An 18,550-nucleotide genomic window follows, 5' to 3' on the forward strand; every position below is an offset into this window, starting at 1 on the left:
ATGAAATGACCCAGACTAAGAAAACTAAAAAAATTCCCATGCGAAAATGTGTGGTTTCTGGTCAAATGTTTCCCAAAAAAGAATTGGTTCGGATTGTAAAAACACAAGACAATGAAGTCTTTATTGATCCAAGTGGTCGTAAAAATGGTCGCGGCGCTTATATTGCTTTAGTGCCTGAGTATGCAGAAAAAGCCCGAAAAGAGAAGACTTTTAATAAAGTGTTCGGCATTAATATTGCAGACGATTTCTATGACCAACTCTATGAATATGTAGACCATCAAAAGGCCAGACAGGAATTACTATGAAAGCAAGTGAAAAAGAATTAAATATGTTAGGCCTCTGCCAAAGAGCAGGCAAATTAGTGTCAGGAGACGAATTAGTAGAGAAAGCGCTGAAACAAGGCAAAGTTCATGTCCTAATTTGTGCCTCAGATGTCAGTGTTAAAACACTAGACCGCTATCAAAAGTATAGCCAGGCCTACCAAGTACCACTAAATACCCATTTTAATAAAATCCAATTGAGTCATGCTATCGGTAAAAGCCGCAGTCTTTGTGGTATTCAAGATAGAGGAATGGCTAAGAAATTTTTATCATATACTACTGGAAGTGAGGAAACTATATGATAATCGACTAATAGGAAGGTGATTATATGACGTCAATGCGTGTCTATGAATTCGCGAAACAACATAAACTAACAAGTAAGGCTGTCTTAGATTTAGCAAAGAAGAACGGGATTGAATTTGCTAGCCATATGTCTTCAGTTTCTGAGGAGAACCAAAAGAAATTACAGGACCTAGTTCAAGGAACAGCACCAAGCAAACCAGCACCAGAAAAAGCTAGTTCCAAAGCTAAAGCTACTCCAGTAGACAAGGCAAAATCAGAAAAACAGGGCTCTCAAGCTCAGCCAAAAGCTTCTTCTAAACCAGAACAAGCTAAAGCTAAGGCGGGTCAAGGATCAGTTAAAGCCAGTGCAAACAAAGAAGCGGCTAAGGATAATAAGACGCATCAAGTTAAAGATCATAAGCCGACAGCTGACCAATCTAAGTCCAATCAAGGTGATTTTCAAAAAAATAATTCAAATCAACGAAATAATAACCAACGAAATAATAATCAACGAAACAATAACCAGGATAACGGCTCTGGTCGGTCTAATCGTCGTCGTCGGGGAAATCGCCGTCGTGGTAACCAACAAAATAATCAAACTCCATCTAAAGGTCTTACTCAACGGAAACATAAAGATTTACCTGAAACTTTTGAATACTCAGAAGGGATCAATATTCAAGATATCGCTAAGGTATTTCACCGGGATGCCACTGAGATTATTAAGAAACTCATGATGTTAGGTGTTATGGCTAACCAAAACCAAGCCTTATCCAAAGATGTGATTGAATTAATCGCGATGGAATATGGGGTAGAACCGATTGAAAAAGTGGAAGTAGATAAGTCTGATTTGGAACTCTACTTTGAAGAAGAAATTCCAGAAGAAGCTAAAAAAATACGCCCACCTGTTGTTACGATCATGGGACACGTTGACCATGGTAAAACGACCTTACTTGACCAGTTACGTCATACCTCTGTAACGGCTGACGAAGCCGGCGGAATTACCCAACATATCGGAGCCTACCAAGTTGAGGTCGATGGTAATACGGTAACCTTTCTAGATACACCAGGACATGAGGCCTTCACCACCATGCGGGCGCGTGGTGCTGATGTGACCGATATTGCTATTATTGTTGTGGCGGCTGATGATGGGGTTATGCCTCAAACTGTCGAAGCCATTAACCATGCCAAAGCAGCCAATGTACCAATCATTATTGCAGTTAATAAGATTGATAAACCAACAGCCAATCCAGACCGAGTTAAACAAGAATTAACCGAATACGGTATTATTCCAGAAGATTGGGGCGGCGAAAATATCTTTGTTGAGATTTCCGCTAAGATGAACTTGAACTTAGATGAATTATTAGAAATGATTCTCTTAGTGGCAGAAGTCCAAGAATTAAAGGCAGACCCTAACCGGATGGCTATTGGATCTGTAATTGAAGCTCGTCTTGATAAGTCACAAGGCGCGACAGCTACCTTACTAGTTAAAGAAGGTACCCTTAAAGTCGGGGACCCTATTGTAGTGGGTAACACATACGGCCGCGTTCGTACCATGACCAATGACAAAAACCGTCGCATTAAGACAGCTGGTCCGGCGACTCCGGTCGAAATCACAGGTCTAAATGATGCCCCTCAAGCGGGTGACTTATTCGTTGTCTTTGAAGACGAAAAATCTGCCCGGGCAGCCGGTGAAGAAAGAGCCATGCGGGCCCAAGAAGCCCAACGGAATTCAACTAAGAAGGTCACTCTTGATAACTTATTTGAAAGCCTACAAGAAGGCGAATTGAAGTCTGTTAATGTAATTATTAAGGCGGACGTTCAAGGTTCTGTTGAAGCTCTTGCTGCTTCTTTACAAAAGATTGAAGTTGAAGGAGTTAAAGTTAATATTGTCCACAAGGCTGTCGGTGCGATTAACGAAAGTGATGTCACTTTAGCTAATGCTTCTGGTGCCATTGTGATTGGCTTCAATGTTCGTCCAACAGTTCAAGCGCGTCAATTAGCAGATCAAGAAGAAGTGGATATTCGTTCATATCGAGTTATTTACAATGTGATTGAAGAAATTGAAACCGCCATGAAGGGTATGTTAGACCCTGAATTCGTGGAAGAAGTAACGGGACAAGCTGTGGTACGTGAAACCTTTGTGGTTTCTAAACTTGGTACGATTGCTGGGGCATTTGTGACCGATGGCTACATCGAACGTTCTGGTCAAGTCCGCTTAATTCGCGATAATATTGTAATTTTTGAAGGCGATATTGCTAGCTTGAAACGGTATCAAGATGATGTCCGTGAAGTGAAAAAAGGCTTTGATTGTGGTTTGATGATTGAAAATTACAATGATATTAAAGTGGATGATGTGATTGAAGCCTTCCATATGGTCGAAGTAAAACGATAATAAAGGAGGACCCTCAGCTATGGCTAAATATCGGGTTGGACGTGTCCGTCAAGAAATATTACGGGAAGTCAATGAAATTCTCTTACGTGAAATCAAGGATCCACGGGTTGAAGGTGTGACGATTACTGATGTCGATTTGACCGGGGACCTACAACACGCTACTATCTATTATTCAACCTTATCTGACTTAGCAGGTCAGCGCCAAAAACAACAAGCTGGTCTTGAGGCTGTGACCGGTAAAGTCCGATCAGAATTGGGGAAACGTTTGAAGATTTATAAGACACCTGAAATTCGTTTTGAACGAGATGCATCAGTTGATTATGGTAATAAGATTGATTCCTTACTAAATCAACTTAAAAAAGATGAATAGTATATGCTTATAATAGGGGCAGGCCAGGAAAATCTTTGATTTTCGGCTTGCCTTTTTTGCTGGCTTTTGCTAGTTAAGGGAGTTGAGACTGGGGGGAACAAGCATAAATTCTTGACTTGGCTCTAAAGTAAAGAAAAATAAGCCGTAGATTCTTGAGTTCTTTTAAAGTAAAGAAAAATAAGCTGTGGATTCCTGAGTTCTCTCAAAGTAAAGAAAAATAAGCCGTAGATTCCTGAGTTCTTTTAAAGTAAAGAAAAATAAGCTGTGGATTCCTGAGTTCTTTCAAAGTAAAGAAAAATAAGCTGTGGATTCCTGAGTTCTCTCAAAGTAAAGAAAAATAAGCCGTAGATTCCTGAGTTCTTTTAAAGTAAAGAAAAATAAGCTGTGGATTCCTGAGTTCTTTCAAAGTAAAGAAAAATAAGCTGTGGATTCCAGACTTATCCCAAAGTAAAGAAAAATAAGCTGTGGATTCCTGACTTCTTTCAAAGTAAAGAAAAATAAACGGTGGATTCCAGACTTATCCCAAAGTAAAGAAAAATAAGCCGTAGATTCCTTACTTTGAGATTAAGTGAAGAATTTTTGCGCTGGCTCGATTAACTTATCTTGAAGCTTATATAAAAAGTGACCCCATTGCGACCGACACTTGGAAAAATCAACAAGTCTCAGATTCAGGGCAAGTGCCAATAGCCTTATTATTAGACATTTGATATAATAAGTGAGTATTTGCAGAGGAGGGTGCGTATGACTTACCATGGAATTCTTCCCATAAATAAACCTAAGGGTATGACCAGTCATGATGTGGTCTTTAAAGCCCGGAAACTACTAAAAATGAAAAAAATTGGCCATACTGGCACACTGGATCCCGATGTTGAGGGGGTCTTGGTCCTCTGTCTTGGCAAGGCAACTAAATTGGTCAACTATCTAATGGAGTCACCCAAGGCTTATCAAGGTGGCATCTTCTTAGGACAGGCGACCGAAACGGAAGATGCTTCTGGAGCAGTGATTGCCTCGCAACCGGTCTTAAATCCGCTGACCGACGCCCAAGTGGACCAGGCTATGGCTGCTATGACCGGAGAAATCCAACAGATTCCGCCTTATTATTCTGCGGTGAAAGTTAAGGGAAAACGACTTTATGAATATGCCCGCACGGGTCAAAGAGTAGAACGCCCGGTTCGCCAGGCTCAAATCTATGACTTCCAGCGTCAGGGCGCTACCCTTTATGACCCGCAGGACCAAAGTCAAAGTTGGAATTTCCAAGTAACCTGCTCAAAAGGAACTTATGTCCGAACCTTGGCAGTAGACTTAGGCAAGTCTCTGGGCTATCCTGCTCACATGACTTGGTTGCAAAGAACCATGGCAGCCGGATTTAGCTTAGACCAGACCTATAGTCTAGCTTGGTTGGATCAAGCCAGCCCTAGCCAAATTGAAGCCGCTATTTATTCTTTGGACCATGTGAAGAAGATTCTACCATGGCTAGCATTAAAGCCAGACCAGGTTTTCTCCATCCAGCATGGTCAAGTAGTCGACCAAGACTTTTTTGACCAAGACCTGAGTCAGGCTACCGCCCTCTATTACCAAAATCAGTTATTAGCGATCTATGGCCCTCATCCCGACAAGGCGGGCCGCTTGAAACCCTTTGCCATGTTTCCCGACCTGTAGATTTGCCTAGAAGAAAGGAATACTATGCAAGTTATTGAAATTACTCATCCTTATCATCCAACCGATATTGTTGACCAAGACATCGTCTTAGCCCTAGGCTTTTTTGATGGGGTTCATTTAGGCCACCAACATGTGATTAAAGTGGCTCAGGCCTATGCCCAAGCTCAAGACCTACCTTTAGCCGTGATGACCTTTGACCAACAGCCTAAGATTTTCTACTCTGAGTTAAAGGCCAGTGAGGTGGAATATGTTTCTAGCAACCAACGCCGGACTGAATTGTTTGCTGAATTAGGCGTAGACTATCTCTATATGGTCCACTATTCTCATGAATTTGGTAGTCAAAGTCCGCAAGCCTTTGTGGATGATTATATGGTGGGACTCCATGCAAAAATCGTGGTAGCTGGCTTTGATTACACTTATGGTCCCAGTCATCTGGCTAATATGCAGACCCTGCCTATGCATGCTAAAGGCCGTTTTAAAGTAGTAGAAGTTCCTGAATTACAAGTGCAAACCCATAAGGTAGGCAGTCGCTTTATTCTCGATTATTTAAAAGAAGGCCAGCTCGACCAGGCTAATTTAGAATTAGGCTATATTTATCAGACTCATGGTAAAGTGATCCATGGGGAAAAAAGAGGGCGGACCATTGGTTTTCCCACGGCAAATATTCAACATTTTGGCCAACAGGTTATCCCCAAGATTGGTGTCTATGTGGTGGCGATTAAGGTTGAAAATATTTGGCACCGAGCAATGGCTTCCATTGGTTATAATGTGACTTTTCCGGGTGACAGGGGTCTTTCAATAGAAGTTTATATTCTAGATTTTGCTCAAGATATCTATGGGCAAGAAGTGGATATTCGTTGGTACCATTATTTACGCGGTGAAATCAAATTTGATTCAGCTCAAGGTTTGATTGATCAGTTGAACCAGGATAGAGAAGATACGATTCTTTATTTCCAAGCCCATCCAGATTATCAAAGGGAGGATAGTCTAGCCCATGAAGAAACAATTGATTAATATTTTCTTAGTAACCCTAGGATCTTTTATTTATTCAGTCGCCATTTCTTCCGTCATTATTCCTAATAATTTAGGGGAAGGTGGCGTTACTGGGATTACAGTCATTCTCTATTATTTATTTTCTATCCCACCTTCTCTTACTAACTTATTGATTAATGCAGGAATTTTGATTTTAGGCTGGAAGCTTTTAGATCGTTTGACCATTTATTATACGATTTTATCCGTGGTCCTCTTGTCCTTCTTCTTACGCTATGTGAATCTAGGACAATTTATGCCAGGCAATAGTTTTGTGTCGGCCATGTTAACCGGAATATTAATTGGTGTGGGCCTAGGACTTGTGATTCTTGGTCATGGTACCACAGCCGGTTCGGATATTGTGGCCATGATCTTTAAAAAATACTTTGGCATTGCGGTGTCGTCAACGATTCTAATTTTCGACGTGATCGTAGTGGGCATCCTCTTTTTTATTATCGGATTGGAAAATGGGTTGATCACTTTAACAGCAATTTTTATCACGTCCTATATCCTCAATTATATTTTAGAAGGTTTGAATCCTAAGAAACAATTAATCATCATCTCCAACCATAATAGTGAGATTGCAAAAGCCATCCAAGATAAAATTGGACGGGGGATTACTGTTTTTCATGGCCATGGTTTCTACACACGACAAGACAAAGAGATTCTTTATGTAGTGATTAATCGGATGCAATTAGTTCCGACCCAACGGATAATTAACCGAATTGATCCCAGGGCCTTCGTTACTGTGTCCTCCATTCAACAAGTATATGGTGAAGGTTTTTCCTTAAGTATTGAACCTAAACAAGATTAAAAAAGTAAAATTAGCACTCTATACAAAAGAGTGCTAATTTTTTTAGTCTTTTTGAAGGTAAGTCCTTGACAGGGGCTAGGCTAGGGTGTATTATAATGACAGTTAGCACTTAGGTAATTAGAGTGCTAATGATAAAAGAGGTGATTTTATGTTAACGCCCAGGCAAAAGCAAATTTTGTCACTCATAATTAAATACTATGGGTTAGAAGAGGAGCCAATTGGTTCCAAAACATTACTAAATCGCTCAAAATTAAATGTTAGTCCGGCAACCGTCAGAAATGATATGTTAGCCCTAGAAAATGAAGGCTATTTATTAAAAGCCCATTCTTCTAGTGGTCGGATTCCTTCCAATGATGGTTATCGTTTCTATGTCAATCAATTGATGGCAATGAAAGAGGGTCATAAGGAAGACGGCAAGAGTCCCAATCCTTTCTCCCAATTAAGACGGGCTAGTAAGTATAATGACTTTGAAATGGCTAAGTTAGCCGCCGATATGTTGGTTTCTTTAGCAAACTATCCAGTCTTTGTTTTAGGCCAGGACTTAACGACCTATCATTTCGAGGAATTTAAATTATTTGCACTGGACGATGAACGAATGATGGCTGTTTTGATGACAGACCAGGGACGGTTAGACAATATCGTCTTTCATACTCCCTATAACTTGTCAAGTGATCAAATGGACCGGGTGGTCGATATCATGAATCAAGAACTAAAAGGACTTGATTTAGAAGATGTCTATCAACGGATGAAATTAACCATTCCCTTTGCTTTGCAGCGGGCCACTGGTTATCAATTGGATTTCTCTAGTCTGATTGAGAAAATTCGCACCAGTCTAAAACGTCATCACTTTAATGTTTCAGGACGCAATTTAATTTATGATTTTTTGAATCCTTTGATGGGAAAAGAATCCATCAAGGATTTAATGTCCCTAGTAGATGGTTCGAATCCAGTCTATCAAGAAATTGAAAATTATCCCCCTGGGATAAATGTTCTGTTTGGCTTTGAATATTCGCCATCAACCTTATCGAGTGTGTCAATGATTTCAACCACATACTTGACCAATCAACAGAAGATATCGATTGGCCTGATTGGACCTAATACGATGGGATACAATAAGATTATTCAATTATTCCAACAAATGACGGCCGCACTGTTTAATTATTAATTAAAGGAGGGATTCCATGACACAAGCAGAAGAAAATAAAGAAACTGTAAAAAATACTGAAGAAATAGAAGTAATAACACAGGCAGAAGAAACTGAAGCAAAACTTGACGCGGAGGCTCCTGGGGTAGAAACTCCAGAGGAAACTGATGCAGACCAAGCAAGTGATTCAGATCCTGTCGCTGATTTACAAGCTCAAGTCCAAGACTTAGAAAATGAAAAAGCTGGGTTAGAAGATAAGATTCTTCGACTTCAAGCAGAAATTGCCAATATGAAACGGATTAATGTCCGAGAACGGCAAGATGCCGCTAAGTTCAGATCACAGAACTTAGCCCAAGCACTCTTAGAAGGTATTGATAACCTGGAACGTGCCTTGGCTTTAGAAACTGAGTCAGAAGAAGGCCAACAAATTATTAAGGGTGTGGAAATCGCCCACAAACAGTTGTTGGAAGCTTTTGATAAAGAAAATATTCATGTGATTGACCCCTTGAATCAACCCTTTGACCCTAACTTCCACCAAGCAGTTTCAATGATGCCTGGACAAGAAGGACAGGAGAGTCAAACGGTCATTCAAGTTTTACAAAAAGGTTATGAATTAAACGAACGTGTATTACGTCCAGCCATGGTTATCGTAGCACAATAATAAAAAGGAGAGATTATATTATGGCAAAAATTATTGGTATTGACTTAGGTACAACAAACTCTGCAGTCGCTGTCCTTGAAGGTGGCGAAGCTAAAATTATTCCAAACCCAGAAGGTAACCGTACGACTCCTTCTGTTGTTGCATTCAAAAATGGTGAAATCCAAGTTGGTGAAGTAGCAAAACGTCAAGCAGTAACCAACATGGATACTGTTTCTTCCATTAAACGTTACATGGGTGAAGACCACAAGGTTGAAGCCAATGGTAAATCTTATACTCCTCAAGAAATCTCAGCCATGATTTTACAATATTTAAAATCTTATGCTGAAGATTATCTAGGTGACAAAGTCACTCAAGCGGTTATTACCGTACCTGCTTACTTCAATGACGCACAACGTCAAGCCACTAAAGATGCTGGTAAGATTGCTGGTTTAGAAGTTGAACGGATTGTCAACGAACCAACTGCCGCAGCTTTGGCTTATGGTCTTGATAAAACTGAACAAGAAGAAAAAATCTTAGTCTTTGACTTGGGTGGCGGTACCTTCGACGTATCTATCCTTGAATTAGGCGATGGAGTCTTCGATGTCCTTTCTACCGCTGGTGATAACCATCTAGGTGGGGACGACTTTGATAACAAGATTATTGATTACTTAGTGGCTGAGTTTAAGAAAGAAAACGGCATTGACTTATCAACTGATAAAATGGCTATGCAACGTTTGAAAGATGCCGCTGAAAAAGCTAAAAAAGACTTATCTGGTGTCACTCAAACTCAAATTTCCTTACCATTTATCACAGCTTCAAATGCTGGCCCATTACATATGGAAACTAGCTTGAGCCGCGCTAAATTCGATGAATTAACCGCTGATTTAGTTGATCGGACTAAGGCTCCTGTTCGCCAAGCCCTTAAAGATGCAGGTTTAGGCCAAAATGAAATTGACCAAGTTATCTTAGTCGGAGGTTCAACCCGTATCCCAGCTGTGGTTGAAGCCGTTCGTAAAGAAACTGGTAAAGAACCTAACAAATCAGTTAACCCAGATGAAGTAGTTGCCATGGGTGCTGCCATCCAAGGTGGGGTTATCTCTGGTGATGTGAAAGATATCGTCTTACTTGACGTGACTCCATTATCTTTAGGTATTGAAACGATGGGTGGTATCTTCACCAAATTAATCGATCGTAACACGACTATCCCAACCAGCAAGTCCCAAATCTTCTCAACTGCTGCGGATAATCAACCAGCTGTTGATGTTCACGTTTTACAAGGTGAACGTGAAATGGCAGCTGATAATAAGACCTTAGGTCGTTTCCAATTAACTGATATTCCTGCCGCACCACGTGGTATTCCTCAAATCGAAGTAACCTTCGATATCGATAAGAACGGTATTGTGAATGTATCTGCTAAAGACTTAGGTACCCAAAAAGAACAATCCATCACCATTAAATCTTCTACCGGTTTAAGTGATGAAGAAATTGATCGTATGGTTAAAGATGCTGAAGCCAATGCTGAATCTGACAAGGCTCGTCGTGAAGAAGCTGACTTAAGAAATGAAGTTGACCAATTAATCTTCACTACAACTAAGACCCTCTCTGAGTTAGAAGGTAAAGTTTCTGAAGATGAAGTCAAGAAAGCAGAAGAAGCCCGTGATGAATTGAAGGCTGCGGTTGAAGCCAATGACCTAGAACAAATGAAAGAAAAACGCGATAAATTATCTGAAGTTGTCCAAAATCTTTCTGTTAAGTTATATGAACAAGCAGCTGCTGCGCAACAAGCCGCCCAAGCAGATGGTGGTAACGCAGATGCAAGTGCCTCTGATTCTGATGACACAGTCGTTGATGCTGAGTTTGAAGAAATGGACGATAATAACTAATAATTTAGTTTAGCTCTTACCAAGGGTGGGACGACAAAGGTTTTTGCCTGGCAAAAGCTTGCTTGTCCCACTCTCTTTGGTAAAATAGACTAGAATTGTTAGAAAGAAGGAGGTCAATATGGCTGATAAACGTGATTATTATGAAGTCTTAGGCGTGTCCCGCGATGCGTCGGACGCAGAAATAAAAAAGGCCTACCGTAAACTATCCAAAAAATATCACCCTGATATTAATAAAGAAGCAGGCGCCGAAGAAAAATTTAAAGAAATTTCTGAAGCTTATGAAATCTTATCAGATAGTCAAAAACGGGCGGCTTATGACCAATATGGACATGCTTCAACCGATCCTAACTTTGGTGCCGGTGGCTTTGGTGGCTTCGGCGGCGGTGGTTTCTCTGGTGGATCCTTTACTGGTTTTGATGATATCTTTGAATCATTCTTTGGTGGGGGCGGTGCAAGCCGGAATCCAAATGCACCTCGCCGAGGTGAAGACTTGCAATACCGGGTGGACTTAACCTTTGAAGAAGCGATTGCTGGTAAAGAAACAACCATTACCTATAATCGGAATGAAGAATGTCATACATGTCATGGTGACGGGGCTAAACCAGGAACTCATGCTCAAACGTGTTCTAAGTGTCGCGGCCGCGGTACCATCCAAGTGGAACAAAATACTCCATTTGGCCGGGTCATGACTCAACGGGTCTGCGATGTCTGTGGTGGTACGGGTAAAGAAATTAAAGAAAAATGTCCAACCTGTCATGGATCTGGTATTGAAAGCCAACAACATACAGTTAAAATTACCGTACCTGCCGGTGTGGAAACTGACCAACAAATTCGCCTAACCGGTCAAGGGGAAGCGGGTAAAAATGGTGGCCCTTATGGTGACTTATATGTTATCTTCCGGGTCGCTGAAAGTAAAATCTTTAAACGTCAAGGCACAGAAGTCTATTTAGACTTACCAATCTCCTTTGCCCAAGCAGCCTTGGGGGATGAAATTGAAGTCCCTACGGTATCAGGCAAGGTTAAATTGAAAGTCCCTGCGGGTACCCAAACGGGAACCAGCTTCCGTCTAAGAGGTAAGGGGGCACCTTCGGTCCGTGGAAACCATGTTGGGGACCAACATGTGACCGTTAAGGTCATGACACCGAAGAAATTATCTGACCGAGAAAAACACTTATTTAAGGAATTAGCTAAAGAAGCAAACCAGTCGGTTAAGGTCCAAGATAAGGGCTTTTTCGATCGGATGAAAGATATATTTGATGACAAATAATTAGACTGTTAAAAAGTTTGGGTCCTAGCTAAAGGTAAAGGACCCAAGCTTTTTATTTTTAACTTGCCTTTGACAAATAGATTGTCTGTGATAGAATGAATGTGTAAAATTTCAAACAAACCCAGGTGCAAGGTGGGTTATGATTATTGTCTCAATAGTCAAGACGAGCACCTGCCTAATTGACTTTGAGTCAGTTAGGCTATTTTTTTGGATATTTATGTGAAACTATCAACATGAGGTGACCTATGACACAACTAATTGCGACGGTCGAGTCGCTCGACCAAGGAAAAAAATTACTAGAGGCTGGGGTGGATATCCTTTATTTTGGTCAAGATCAATTTGGTTTACGGCTGCCTTATTCTTTCAGCCGGGAAGACCAAGCGACTTTAACGGATATGGCCCATGCCGCCGGAAAAAAGGTATCGATTGCCGTCAATGCTATTTTCCATAATGAAGGGCTTGAAGCTGTACCAGACTATTTATTATTCCTCAAAGAAATCGGAGTCGATTCTATTTCGGTAGGCGACCCAGGGGTAATCCAAATTATGAAGGACCCCAAGTATCAACTGCCTTACCGTTATGATGCACAAGTGTTAGTGACTTCCAGTCGCCAGATCAATTTCTGGGCTGAACGCGGTGCGATTGAAGCAGTGGTAGCGCGGGAAGTGCCGCGGGCTTCCTTGGAGAAATTGGCACCCAAGGTCAAAATCCCCTTAGAATTTCTAGTTTATGGTGCAACTTGTATCCATCAGTCTCGCCGACCCCTCTTGCAGAATTACTTTAACTATATTAAAGAAAGCCAAGAAGTGATCAAAGACCGGGGCCTTTTTATCTCTGAACCCAAGAAACCAGACTCTCATTTTTCTATCTATGAGGATTACAATGGTACCCATATTTTTGCCAATAATGATGTGCTCTTAGCCCAACACTTGCAAGAATTAAAAGATATGCCGATTGGCGTCTGGAAGCTGGAAGGGCTTTTTGCCCCGGGCGATAACTTTGTGGCAGTGGCTGAACTTTTTGCCCAAGCCCGGGACAAGGTTGATGCGGGGGCTTGGACTCCTGAAGAGGGTCAAGTTTTAGAAAATGCTGTCCGAGCCTTACATCCACCCCAACGCGACTTAGACACTGGCTTCTACTTATACGATCCGGATTATGTCAAATAGGAGGTAACAATGAAACAATTAAAAAAACCTGAGGTTCTTGCACCTGCAGGTACCCTAGAAAAATTAAAAACTGCCGTCATTTATGGAGCCGATGCTGTCTTTATTGGTGGTGAAGCCTATGGTCTCCGGTCACGGGCGGGCAACTTCGGATATGATGAAATTGATGAAGGGGTGCAGTTTGCCCATGAACGAGGCGCCAAGGTTTATATCACCGCTAATATGGTAACCCATGAAGGAGATGAAGAAGGGGCCGATCGTTTCTTCCAAAAACTATATGAATTGGGTGTGGATGCGGTCATTGTCTCCGACCCAGCCTTAATCGCTATCTGTGCTGAAGCAGCACCTAACTTACCGATTCACTTATCAACCCAAGCTTCGGCCGCTAATTATGAAACGCTCAACTTCTGGGCAGAAGAAGGCTTGGAACGAGTTGTCTTAGCCCGGGAAGTATCCATGGCTGAAATTATGGAAATGCAACAGCATGTCGATGTAGAAATTGAAGCCTTTATTCACGGGGCTATGTGTATTTCTTATTCTGGTCGTTGTGTTCTCTCCAACCATATGGAACGGCGGGATGCTAACCGGGGCGGTTGTTGCCAATCTTGTCGTTGGAAATATGGCCTCTTTGATATGGATTTTGATGGTAACCGGAATTTTATTAGCCATGGCGAAAAAGACCCTGATTGGGAACCCTTCTCAATGTCTTCAGTGGATATGTCTATGATCCATCATATCCCTGACCTTATCGAAGCAGGTGTCGATAGCCTTAAGATTGAAGGTCGGATGAAGTCTATCCATTACGTTTCTACTGTGTGTAATGTTTACCGGGCCGCGGTTGATGCTTATTGTGCTGACCCAGAGCACTATGTCTTGAAACAAGAATGGGTCGATGAACTCTGGAAGGCGGCCCAACGAGAATTGGCTTCTGGCTTCTATTACGGTATTCCCAGTGAAAATGAACAACTCTTCGGTCAACGGCGCCGGATTCCTGGCTATGCCTTTGTCGGCCAAGTCCTAGGCTATGACCCTGAAACCCAAATGGCCACCATCCAACAACGGAATAATTTCAAGGTGGGAGATATCATTGAATTCTATGGCCCTGGCATGCGTCACTTTGAACAAGTTCTGAGTCAAATGTGGGATGAAGATGGCAATGAAATTGAGGTGGCGCGTCACGCCATGATGACTGTCCGCTTTAAGGTCAATCATCCCGTCCAAGTCAACGATATGATTCGGAAGGAAAAACCAGAAATCAAAGTCAAAACCCGGCCCCGGCAAAGGGTGGCCAGTCGTCTATGAGCCAGCAAGATAAGCTCTCAGTCAAAATAGCCCTTATTTTAGCGCTTTTAATTTATGGCTTGAGCCTGCTTTACCTGGCTAGCTTTCTTCACTTAAGTCAGGTCAATGGGGCTACTGTTATGGTGCTAGCGACCTTTGTGGCTTCGGTCCTTTTGTGGATTTTTGTGGCGACGGACTGGTCTTCCTTACTAGCCATCTTGGCCTTGGGTCTTATTCCCCAGGTGGGGTTGCTAAGGCAGCCAGTCTGTCTTTGGGCAGTACCACCTTTGCTTTTCTTTTCTTCACCTTTATTGTAACCTACGCCCTGAGTCAAATGACTTTACTGAAACGGTTTACTTGATCTTAGCCATCTTAGCAAGTACATTCATCTTTTATCCTTTAGCTCAATTATTATTTTAGGAGGTACTTATGTTAGAAGCAGAAAGACAAAGAATTGACCAGATTGACCAAGAAATTGTAGCGCTCTTTGAGGCTAGAATGGAAACGGTCTTGCAAGTCGCCCAGTATAAATTAGACCATGACTTACCAGTGCTCGATTCCAGTCGAGAACATTTGGTGATTGAAAAGGTTAGGGGCAAATTAAATAATCCCGAATTAGCTCCTTATCTGACAGAACTTTATCAGACTATGATGGCGCAGTCACGGGCTTATCAGAGTCAGTGGTTAGATCATCAGAAATAGAATAATAAAGTAAAAAGTCAGTCAAGCTGGGAATGTAATTCCTAGTTTGACTGGCTTTTCTTATTTTTATAAATTAATTCAATTGAAATTTATCAGATAGGTTAAAACGTTGGCTTAATTTGGCCAGCATGTCTTGGGTCATCTTATCCAAGTCATAGTGGGCCTCAAAGCCCCATTCGGTTTCAGCTGCCGAATAATCCAGCCTATTCGGCCAAGAATCTGCAATGGCTTGACGAACTGGGTCCACATCGTAATCCATGACAAAGTTAGGCAAGTACTTGCGGATGGATGCGGCAATTTCTTCCGGTTCAAAGCTCATGGCTGAGATATTAAAGGCGTTGCGGTGGCTTAATTGGTGTTCCGGTACTTCCATCAAGTCGACAATGGCTTGGAGGGCATCCGGCATATACATCATATCCATCTTGGTGCCTGGGGCAATGAAGGAAGTATAGGAACCATCGATGACTGCCTTGTAGTAAATATCCACAGCATAGTCAGTGGTGCCGCCCCCTGGTGGGGTTACATAAGAAATTAAACCTGGGAAGCGGACGCCTCGGGTATCCACACCAAAACGATGGTGGTAGTAATCACACAAGAGTTCGCCCGATACCTTGGTCACGCCATACATGGTAGTAGGCCGTTGTAAAGTATCTTGAGGCGTGTCATCTTTAGGTGTCGATGGACCAAAAGAACCAATCGAAGACGGGGTAAAGAACTGGAGCTTCAATTGACGGGCTACTTCTAAGGCATTGACCAGGCCGCCCATATTGAGGGACCAAGCTATTTGTGGTTTTTCCTCAGCCACTGCCGATAATAGGGCAGCTAAATGCATGACGGTATCCACTTGGAATTCTTGGGCCAAGCTTAAGAATTTGTCACCATCCATCACATCCAAGGTCCTAAAATTAGGATGTTGGCAAATAGGATTATTTTCAAGGTAACGTAAGTCAGTGGGAACGATATTTTCGGGCCCATAGTCTTGGCAGAGTTTATTCACTAATTCGGAACCAATTTGACCTAAGGCTCCGGTAACTAAGATACGTTCCATTGGGCACCTCCTAGATAATGCCTAGTTCACGGCCGACTTTTTCATAGGCATCCACAGCTTGATCAAGCATAGCTTGGGTATGAGCTGCGGTCGGCATATTCCGTAGCCGACCGGTTCCTAGGGGAACAGTTGGGAAGACGATGGATTTAGCGTAGACGCCTTCTTCGTAGAGTCGTTTGGTGAATTTTTGGGTAAGATTTTCATCACCCACAATCACAGGGGTAATTGGGGTTTCAGAATGGCCAGTATTAAAACCAAGAGCGGCTAATTTTTCTTTGAGGTAGGCTGCGTTTTGCCATAATTTCTCATTTAATTCAGTCGATTGGGTCATAATAGTAATGGCTTCTTTAGCGGCAGCCGCATCGGAAGGGGTTAAAGAAGTAGAAAATAAGAAAGGACGGGCCGCAACTTTGAGCCAGTCAATCAAGTCTTTGGAACCAGCCACATAACCACCGACCACGCCAATGGCTTTTGATAAGGTTCCGATTTGGAAGTCAATTTCTTTAGCCAAACCGAAGTGTTTAACTGTTCCAGCCCCTTGACCCATAACGCCAGACCCATGAGCATCATCCACATAGGTAATTAAGTCGAATTCTTTGGCAATTTCCACGATTTCAGGGAGTTTGGCTACGTCGCCATCCATGGAAAAGACACCATCGGTGATGTACATGATTTTATTATAAAGGCCAGATTCACTAGCTTCTTTAGCCTTGGCTCTGAGGTCAGCCATATCAGAGTGTTTTATCCGGATAATCTTAGCGCCAGATAAGCGGCAACCATCAATAATAGAAGCATGGTTTAATTCGTCTGAAAGGATGGCATCGTTTTTGTCCATCACGGCTGAGATGGCACCCATATTACAGTTGAAACCAGATTGGAAGGCAATCGCTGCTTCAGTACCTTTGAACTTGGCAATCGCTTCTTCAAGTTCTTGGTGGATCCGTTGAGTCCCGTTGATGGTCCGGACTGCACCCGCGCCCACGCCGTATTGGTCCGCAGCAGTTTGACTGGCTTTGATAAGCCGGTCATCGGTTGCTAGGCCTAAATAGTTGTTAGAAGACAGGTTCACTAATTCCTGGCCTTTAATTTGAATCATGGGACCATTGGCTCCGTCTAGGATTTGGATTTCGTTATAAAGCCCACGGTCTTTTTTATCTTGCAGGGATTTTGCGAGATAATCTTTCAATAATTTACTCATGAATGAGCCTCCTTTATTTACAAGTCACTCTTATTATACGTTTCCTTGGATACCCTTACAACCGATGACCAATTAGAAATCGCCGAATTTTCATAAAATTTTCATGAGAAGTATTTATTTACTTGATAAAGTAAGCTTGATTATAGGTAATTGACTGGGTCAGACTTGAGGCGGAGTTCAAGTAGTCCTTATTTTGTTAAGATATTAATGTCCATTATTGTATGTATTAAGGGAGGAAAAGAATGGAAATAATTGAAAAATATAAAAAGTTTATTATTTTAGCTATTTGTTTAGGACTGGCATGGTTTTCTTTTGCGGTGGTGTCCCAGTCAGAAAAGGTAAATGAAATTAACCAAACGGCTGTAACGGCTTTGGATGAGAAAAAGGATACTGTCTTGACCCTAACCGCTTTGTCAGGTACAACGTCAACAACAATCACTTTGTTACCTGGAGATGTGGGCGGTCCTTTAGCTGAGAATATTGCGGATATTGCCGACTACTTATTGATTGTTTTTGGTGGGATTTGGGTGCAAAAGTATCTCTTGTCGATTACGGGTAATTTAGCTTTTAGGTGGCTGATGCCAATTGCTTTGACGCTTTTAGGTGTGAGTCAATTTATCAACCGTGAATCGGTTAAACAAGTGGCCCTTAAAGTCTTAATCATGGCCGGCTTAGTCTTTGCAATTATTCCAGGATCAATTTATTTGACTGATCAAATTGAGGCTTCTTATGATACCACGATTCAACAAAGTATCGACTCAGCACAGTCTGCCACTAACCAGGCTCAAGCTAATGAAGATAAAAATATTTTTGAAAAAATTACAAGTGCATCGACCGATTTATTAAAACAATTTGAGGATGCACTTGGTAACATGGTTGATTCAGTGGCGGTCTTGATTGTCTCAACCTGTGTGATTCCAATTTTAGTCTTTTTCTTCTTTATCTGGGCTACCAACCAGATTTTTAAATTAAATATTTCCCTACCAGCCTTGCGGGTAAGACATGGCTTTAAAGGTTTAGCAACGCGATTCAAGTAAAAATATAATCAAGTAAAGAAAAGAGGCTGGGCAAAAAGTCTCAAAAATAACCGACAAACATTTCAAAAAGATGAGATGTTTCTCGGTTTTTATTAATTTTAATAAAATATAAGAAAAGAAAAGAGGTCCCCTTCCTTTTCTTCTTATCATTTCTGCTAATCTGGTTAAATTCATTGCCATTAACAGGATTCCAATATCATTTGAAACCCCAATTTTTCCTCTTACATGAACTCTTCGTACACCAAAATTGCGCTTCATTTGACCAAAAACAGGCTCAACTTCTATTTTACGTTGAGCATATAGTTGGCAACCTGAATCGCT

Annotated in this window: 19 protein-coding genes; 16 read left to right on the forward strand and 3 right to left on the reverse strand. The window is 41.7% G+C overall.

Going from position 1 to position 18,550, the window contains the following annotated elements; translation table 11 throughout:
• Positions 1-5 precede the first annotated feature (5 nt).
• The 15 genes from rnpM to G396_RS0109430 all read left to right on the forward strand — a co-directional run bounded on the left by rnpM (position 6) and on the right by G396_RS0109430 (position 14,946).
• The gene (rnpM, locus tag G396_RS0109360; protein ID WP_028125826.1) at positions 6-305 is read left to right on the forward strand and encodes an RNase P modulator RnpM; all 300 of its coding nucleotides are present in this window, start codon (positions 6-8) and stop codon (positions 303-305) included.
• On the forward strand, positions 302-622 hold the full coding sequence (locus G396_RS0109365) for a L7Ae/L30e/S12e/Gadd45 family ribosomal protein (RefSeq protein WP_006418627.1): 321 nt from the start codon (positions 302-304) through the stop codon (positions 620-622). The genes rnpM and G396_RS0109365 overlap by 4 nt, the downstream gene beginning before the upstream one ends.
• Before the next feature lie 26 nt (positions 623-648).
• Positions 649-2,994, forward strand: coding sequence for a translation initiation factor IF-2 (gene infB, locus G396_RS0109370; protein ID WP_028125827.1), 2,346 nt, complete (start codon positions 649-651; stop codon positions 2,992-2,994).
• Between the two features lie 19 nt (positions 2,995-3,013).
• Positions 3,014-3,364 carry a 30S ribosome-binding factor RbfA gene (gene rbfA, locus G396_RS0109375; RefSeq protein ID WP_006418638.1) on the forward strand — a complete coding sequence of 117 codons (351 nt, stop codon included), beginning with the start codon at positions 3,014-3,016 and terminating at the stop codon, positions 3,362-3,364.
• Between the two features lie 741 nt (positions 3,365-4,105).
• Positions 4,106-5,023, forward strand: a complete 918-nt coding sequence (gene truB / locus G396_RS0109380) for a tRNA pseudouridine(55) synthase TruB (protein WP_028125828.1) — start codon at positions 4,106-4,108, stop codon at positions 5,021-5,023.
• 24 nt (positions 5,024-5,047) lie between these two features.
• Positions 5,048-6,037, forward strand: a complete 990-nt coding sequence (gene ribF / locus G396_RS0109385) for a riboflavin biosynthesis protein RibF (protein ID WP_006418623.1) — start codon at positions 5,048-5,050, stop codon at positions 6,035-6,037.
• The gene (locus tag G396_RS0109390) at positions 6,018-6,866 is read left to right on the forward strand and encodes a YitT family protein (protein WP_006418686.1); all 849 of its coding nucleotides are present in this window, start codon (positions 6,018-6,020) and stop codon (positions 6,864-6,866) included. The genes ribF and G396_RS0109390 overlap by 20 nt, the downstream gene beginning before the upstream one ends.
• Before the next feature lie 148 nt (positions 6,867-7,014).
• Positions 7,015-8,031, forward strand: a complete 1,017-nt coding sequence (gene hrcA, locus G396_RS0109395; protein WP_028125829.1) for a heat-inducible transcriptional repressor HrcA — start codon at positions 7,015-7,017, stop codon at positions 8,029-8,031.
• Positions 8,032-8,047: 16 nt separating this feature from the next.
• Positions 8,048-8,671, forward strand: coding sequence for a nucleotide exchange factor GrpE (gene grpE, locus G396_RS0109400; protein ID WP_006418694.1), 624 nt, complete (start codon positions 8,048-8,050; stop codon positions 8,669-8,671).
• Between the two features lie 20 nt (positions 8,672-8,691).
• Positions 8,692-10,533: a molecular chaperone DnaK gene (gene dnaK, locus G396_RS0109405; protein ID WP_006418707.1), complete on the forward strand. Its 1,842-nt coding sequence runs from the start codon at positions 8,692-8,694 to the stop codon at positions 10,531-10,533.
• A 118-nt stretch (positions 10,534-10,651) separates the two neighbouring features.
• Complete coding sequence (gene dnaJ, locus G396_RS0109410; protein ID WP_028125830.1) at positions 10,652-11,800, forward strand: molecular chaperone DnaJ; 1,149 nt, start codon at positions 10,652-10,654, stop codon at positions 11,798-11,800.
• Between the two features lie 245 nt (positions 11,801-12,045).
• Positions 12,046-12,966, forward strand: coding sequence for a peptidase U32 family protein (locus G396_RS0109415; protein WP_028125831.1), 921 nt, complete (start codon positions 12,046-12,048; stop codon positions 12,964-12,966).
• A gap of 9 nt (positions 12,967-12,975) precedes the next feature.
• Positions 12,976-14,265, forward strand: coding sequence for a peptidase U32 family protein (locus tag G396_RS10735; RefSeq protein ID WP_034908028.1), 1,290 nt, complete (start codon positions 12,976-12,978; stop codon positions 14,263-14,265).
• Positions 14,262-14,561, forward strand: coding sequence for a hypothetical protein (locus tag G396_RS0109425; protein WP_028125832.1), 300 nt, complete (start codon positions 14,262-14,264; stop codon positions 14,559-14,561). The genes G396_RS10735 and G396_RS0109425 overlap by 4 nt, the downstream gene beginning before the upstream one ends.
• Positions 14,562-14,673: 112 nt before the next feature.
• Positions 14,674-14,946, forward strand: a complete 273-nt coding sequence (locus G396_RS0109430) for a chorismate mutase (protein ID WP_028125833.1) — start codon at positions 14,674-14,676, stop codon at positions 14,944-14,946.
• Positions 14,947-15,019: 73 nt separating this feature from the next.
• Here G396_RS0109430 and G396_RS0109435 read toward each other — a convergent pair whose 3' ends face one another.
• Positions 15,020-15,994: an L-threonine 3-dehydrogenase gene (locus G396_RS0109435; RefSeq protein WP_028125834.1), complete on the reverse strand. Its 975-nt coding sequence runs from the start codon at positions 15,992-15,994 to the stop codon at positions 15,020-15,022.
• A gap of 10 nt (positions 15,995-16,004) precedes the next feature.
• Positions 16,005-17,192 (reverse strand): glycine C-acetyltransferase, encoded by a 1,188-nt coding sequence (locus G396_RS0109440; protein ID WP_028125835.1) that lies wholly within the window; start codon positions 17,190-17,192, stop codon positions 16,005-16,007.
• Positions 17,193-17,434: 242 nt separating this feature from the next.
• Between G396_RS0109440 and G396_RS0109445 the strand changes: the two genes are divergently transcribed.
• Positions 17,435-18,229: a hypothetical protein gene (locus tag G396_RS0109445; RefSeq protein WP_051221278.1), complete on the forward strand. Its 795-nt coding sequence runs from the start codon at positions 17,435-17,437 to the stop codon at positions 18,227-18,229.
• Here the strand turns inward: G396_RS0109445 and G396_RS12185 are convergent.
• Positions 18,209-18,550 (reverse strand): transposase (locus G396_RS12185; RefSeq protein ID WP_155857459.1); only part of this gene is annotated, 342 nt, incomplete at its 5' end. The genes G396_RS0109445 and G396_RS12185 overlap by 21 nt on opposite strands.

Origin of the sequence: Eremococcus coleocola DSM 15696 (assembly GCF_000428865.1) — a bacterium.
Lineage (GTDB): Bacteria > Bacillota > Bacilli > Lactobacillales > Aerococcaceae > Eremococcus > Eremococcus coleocola.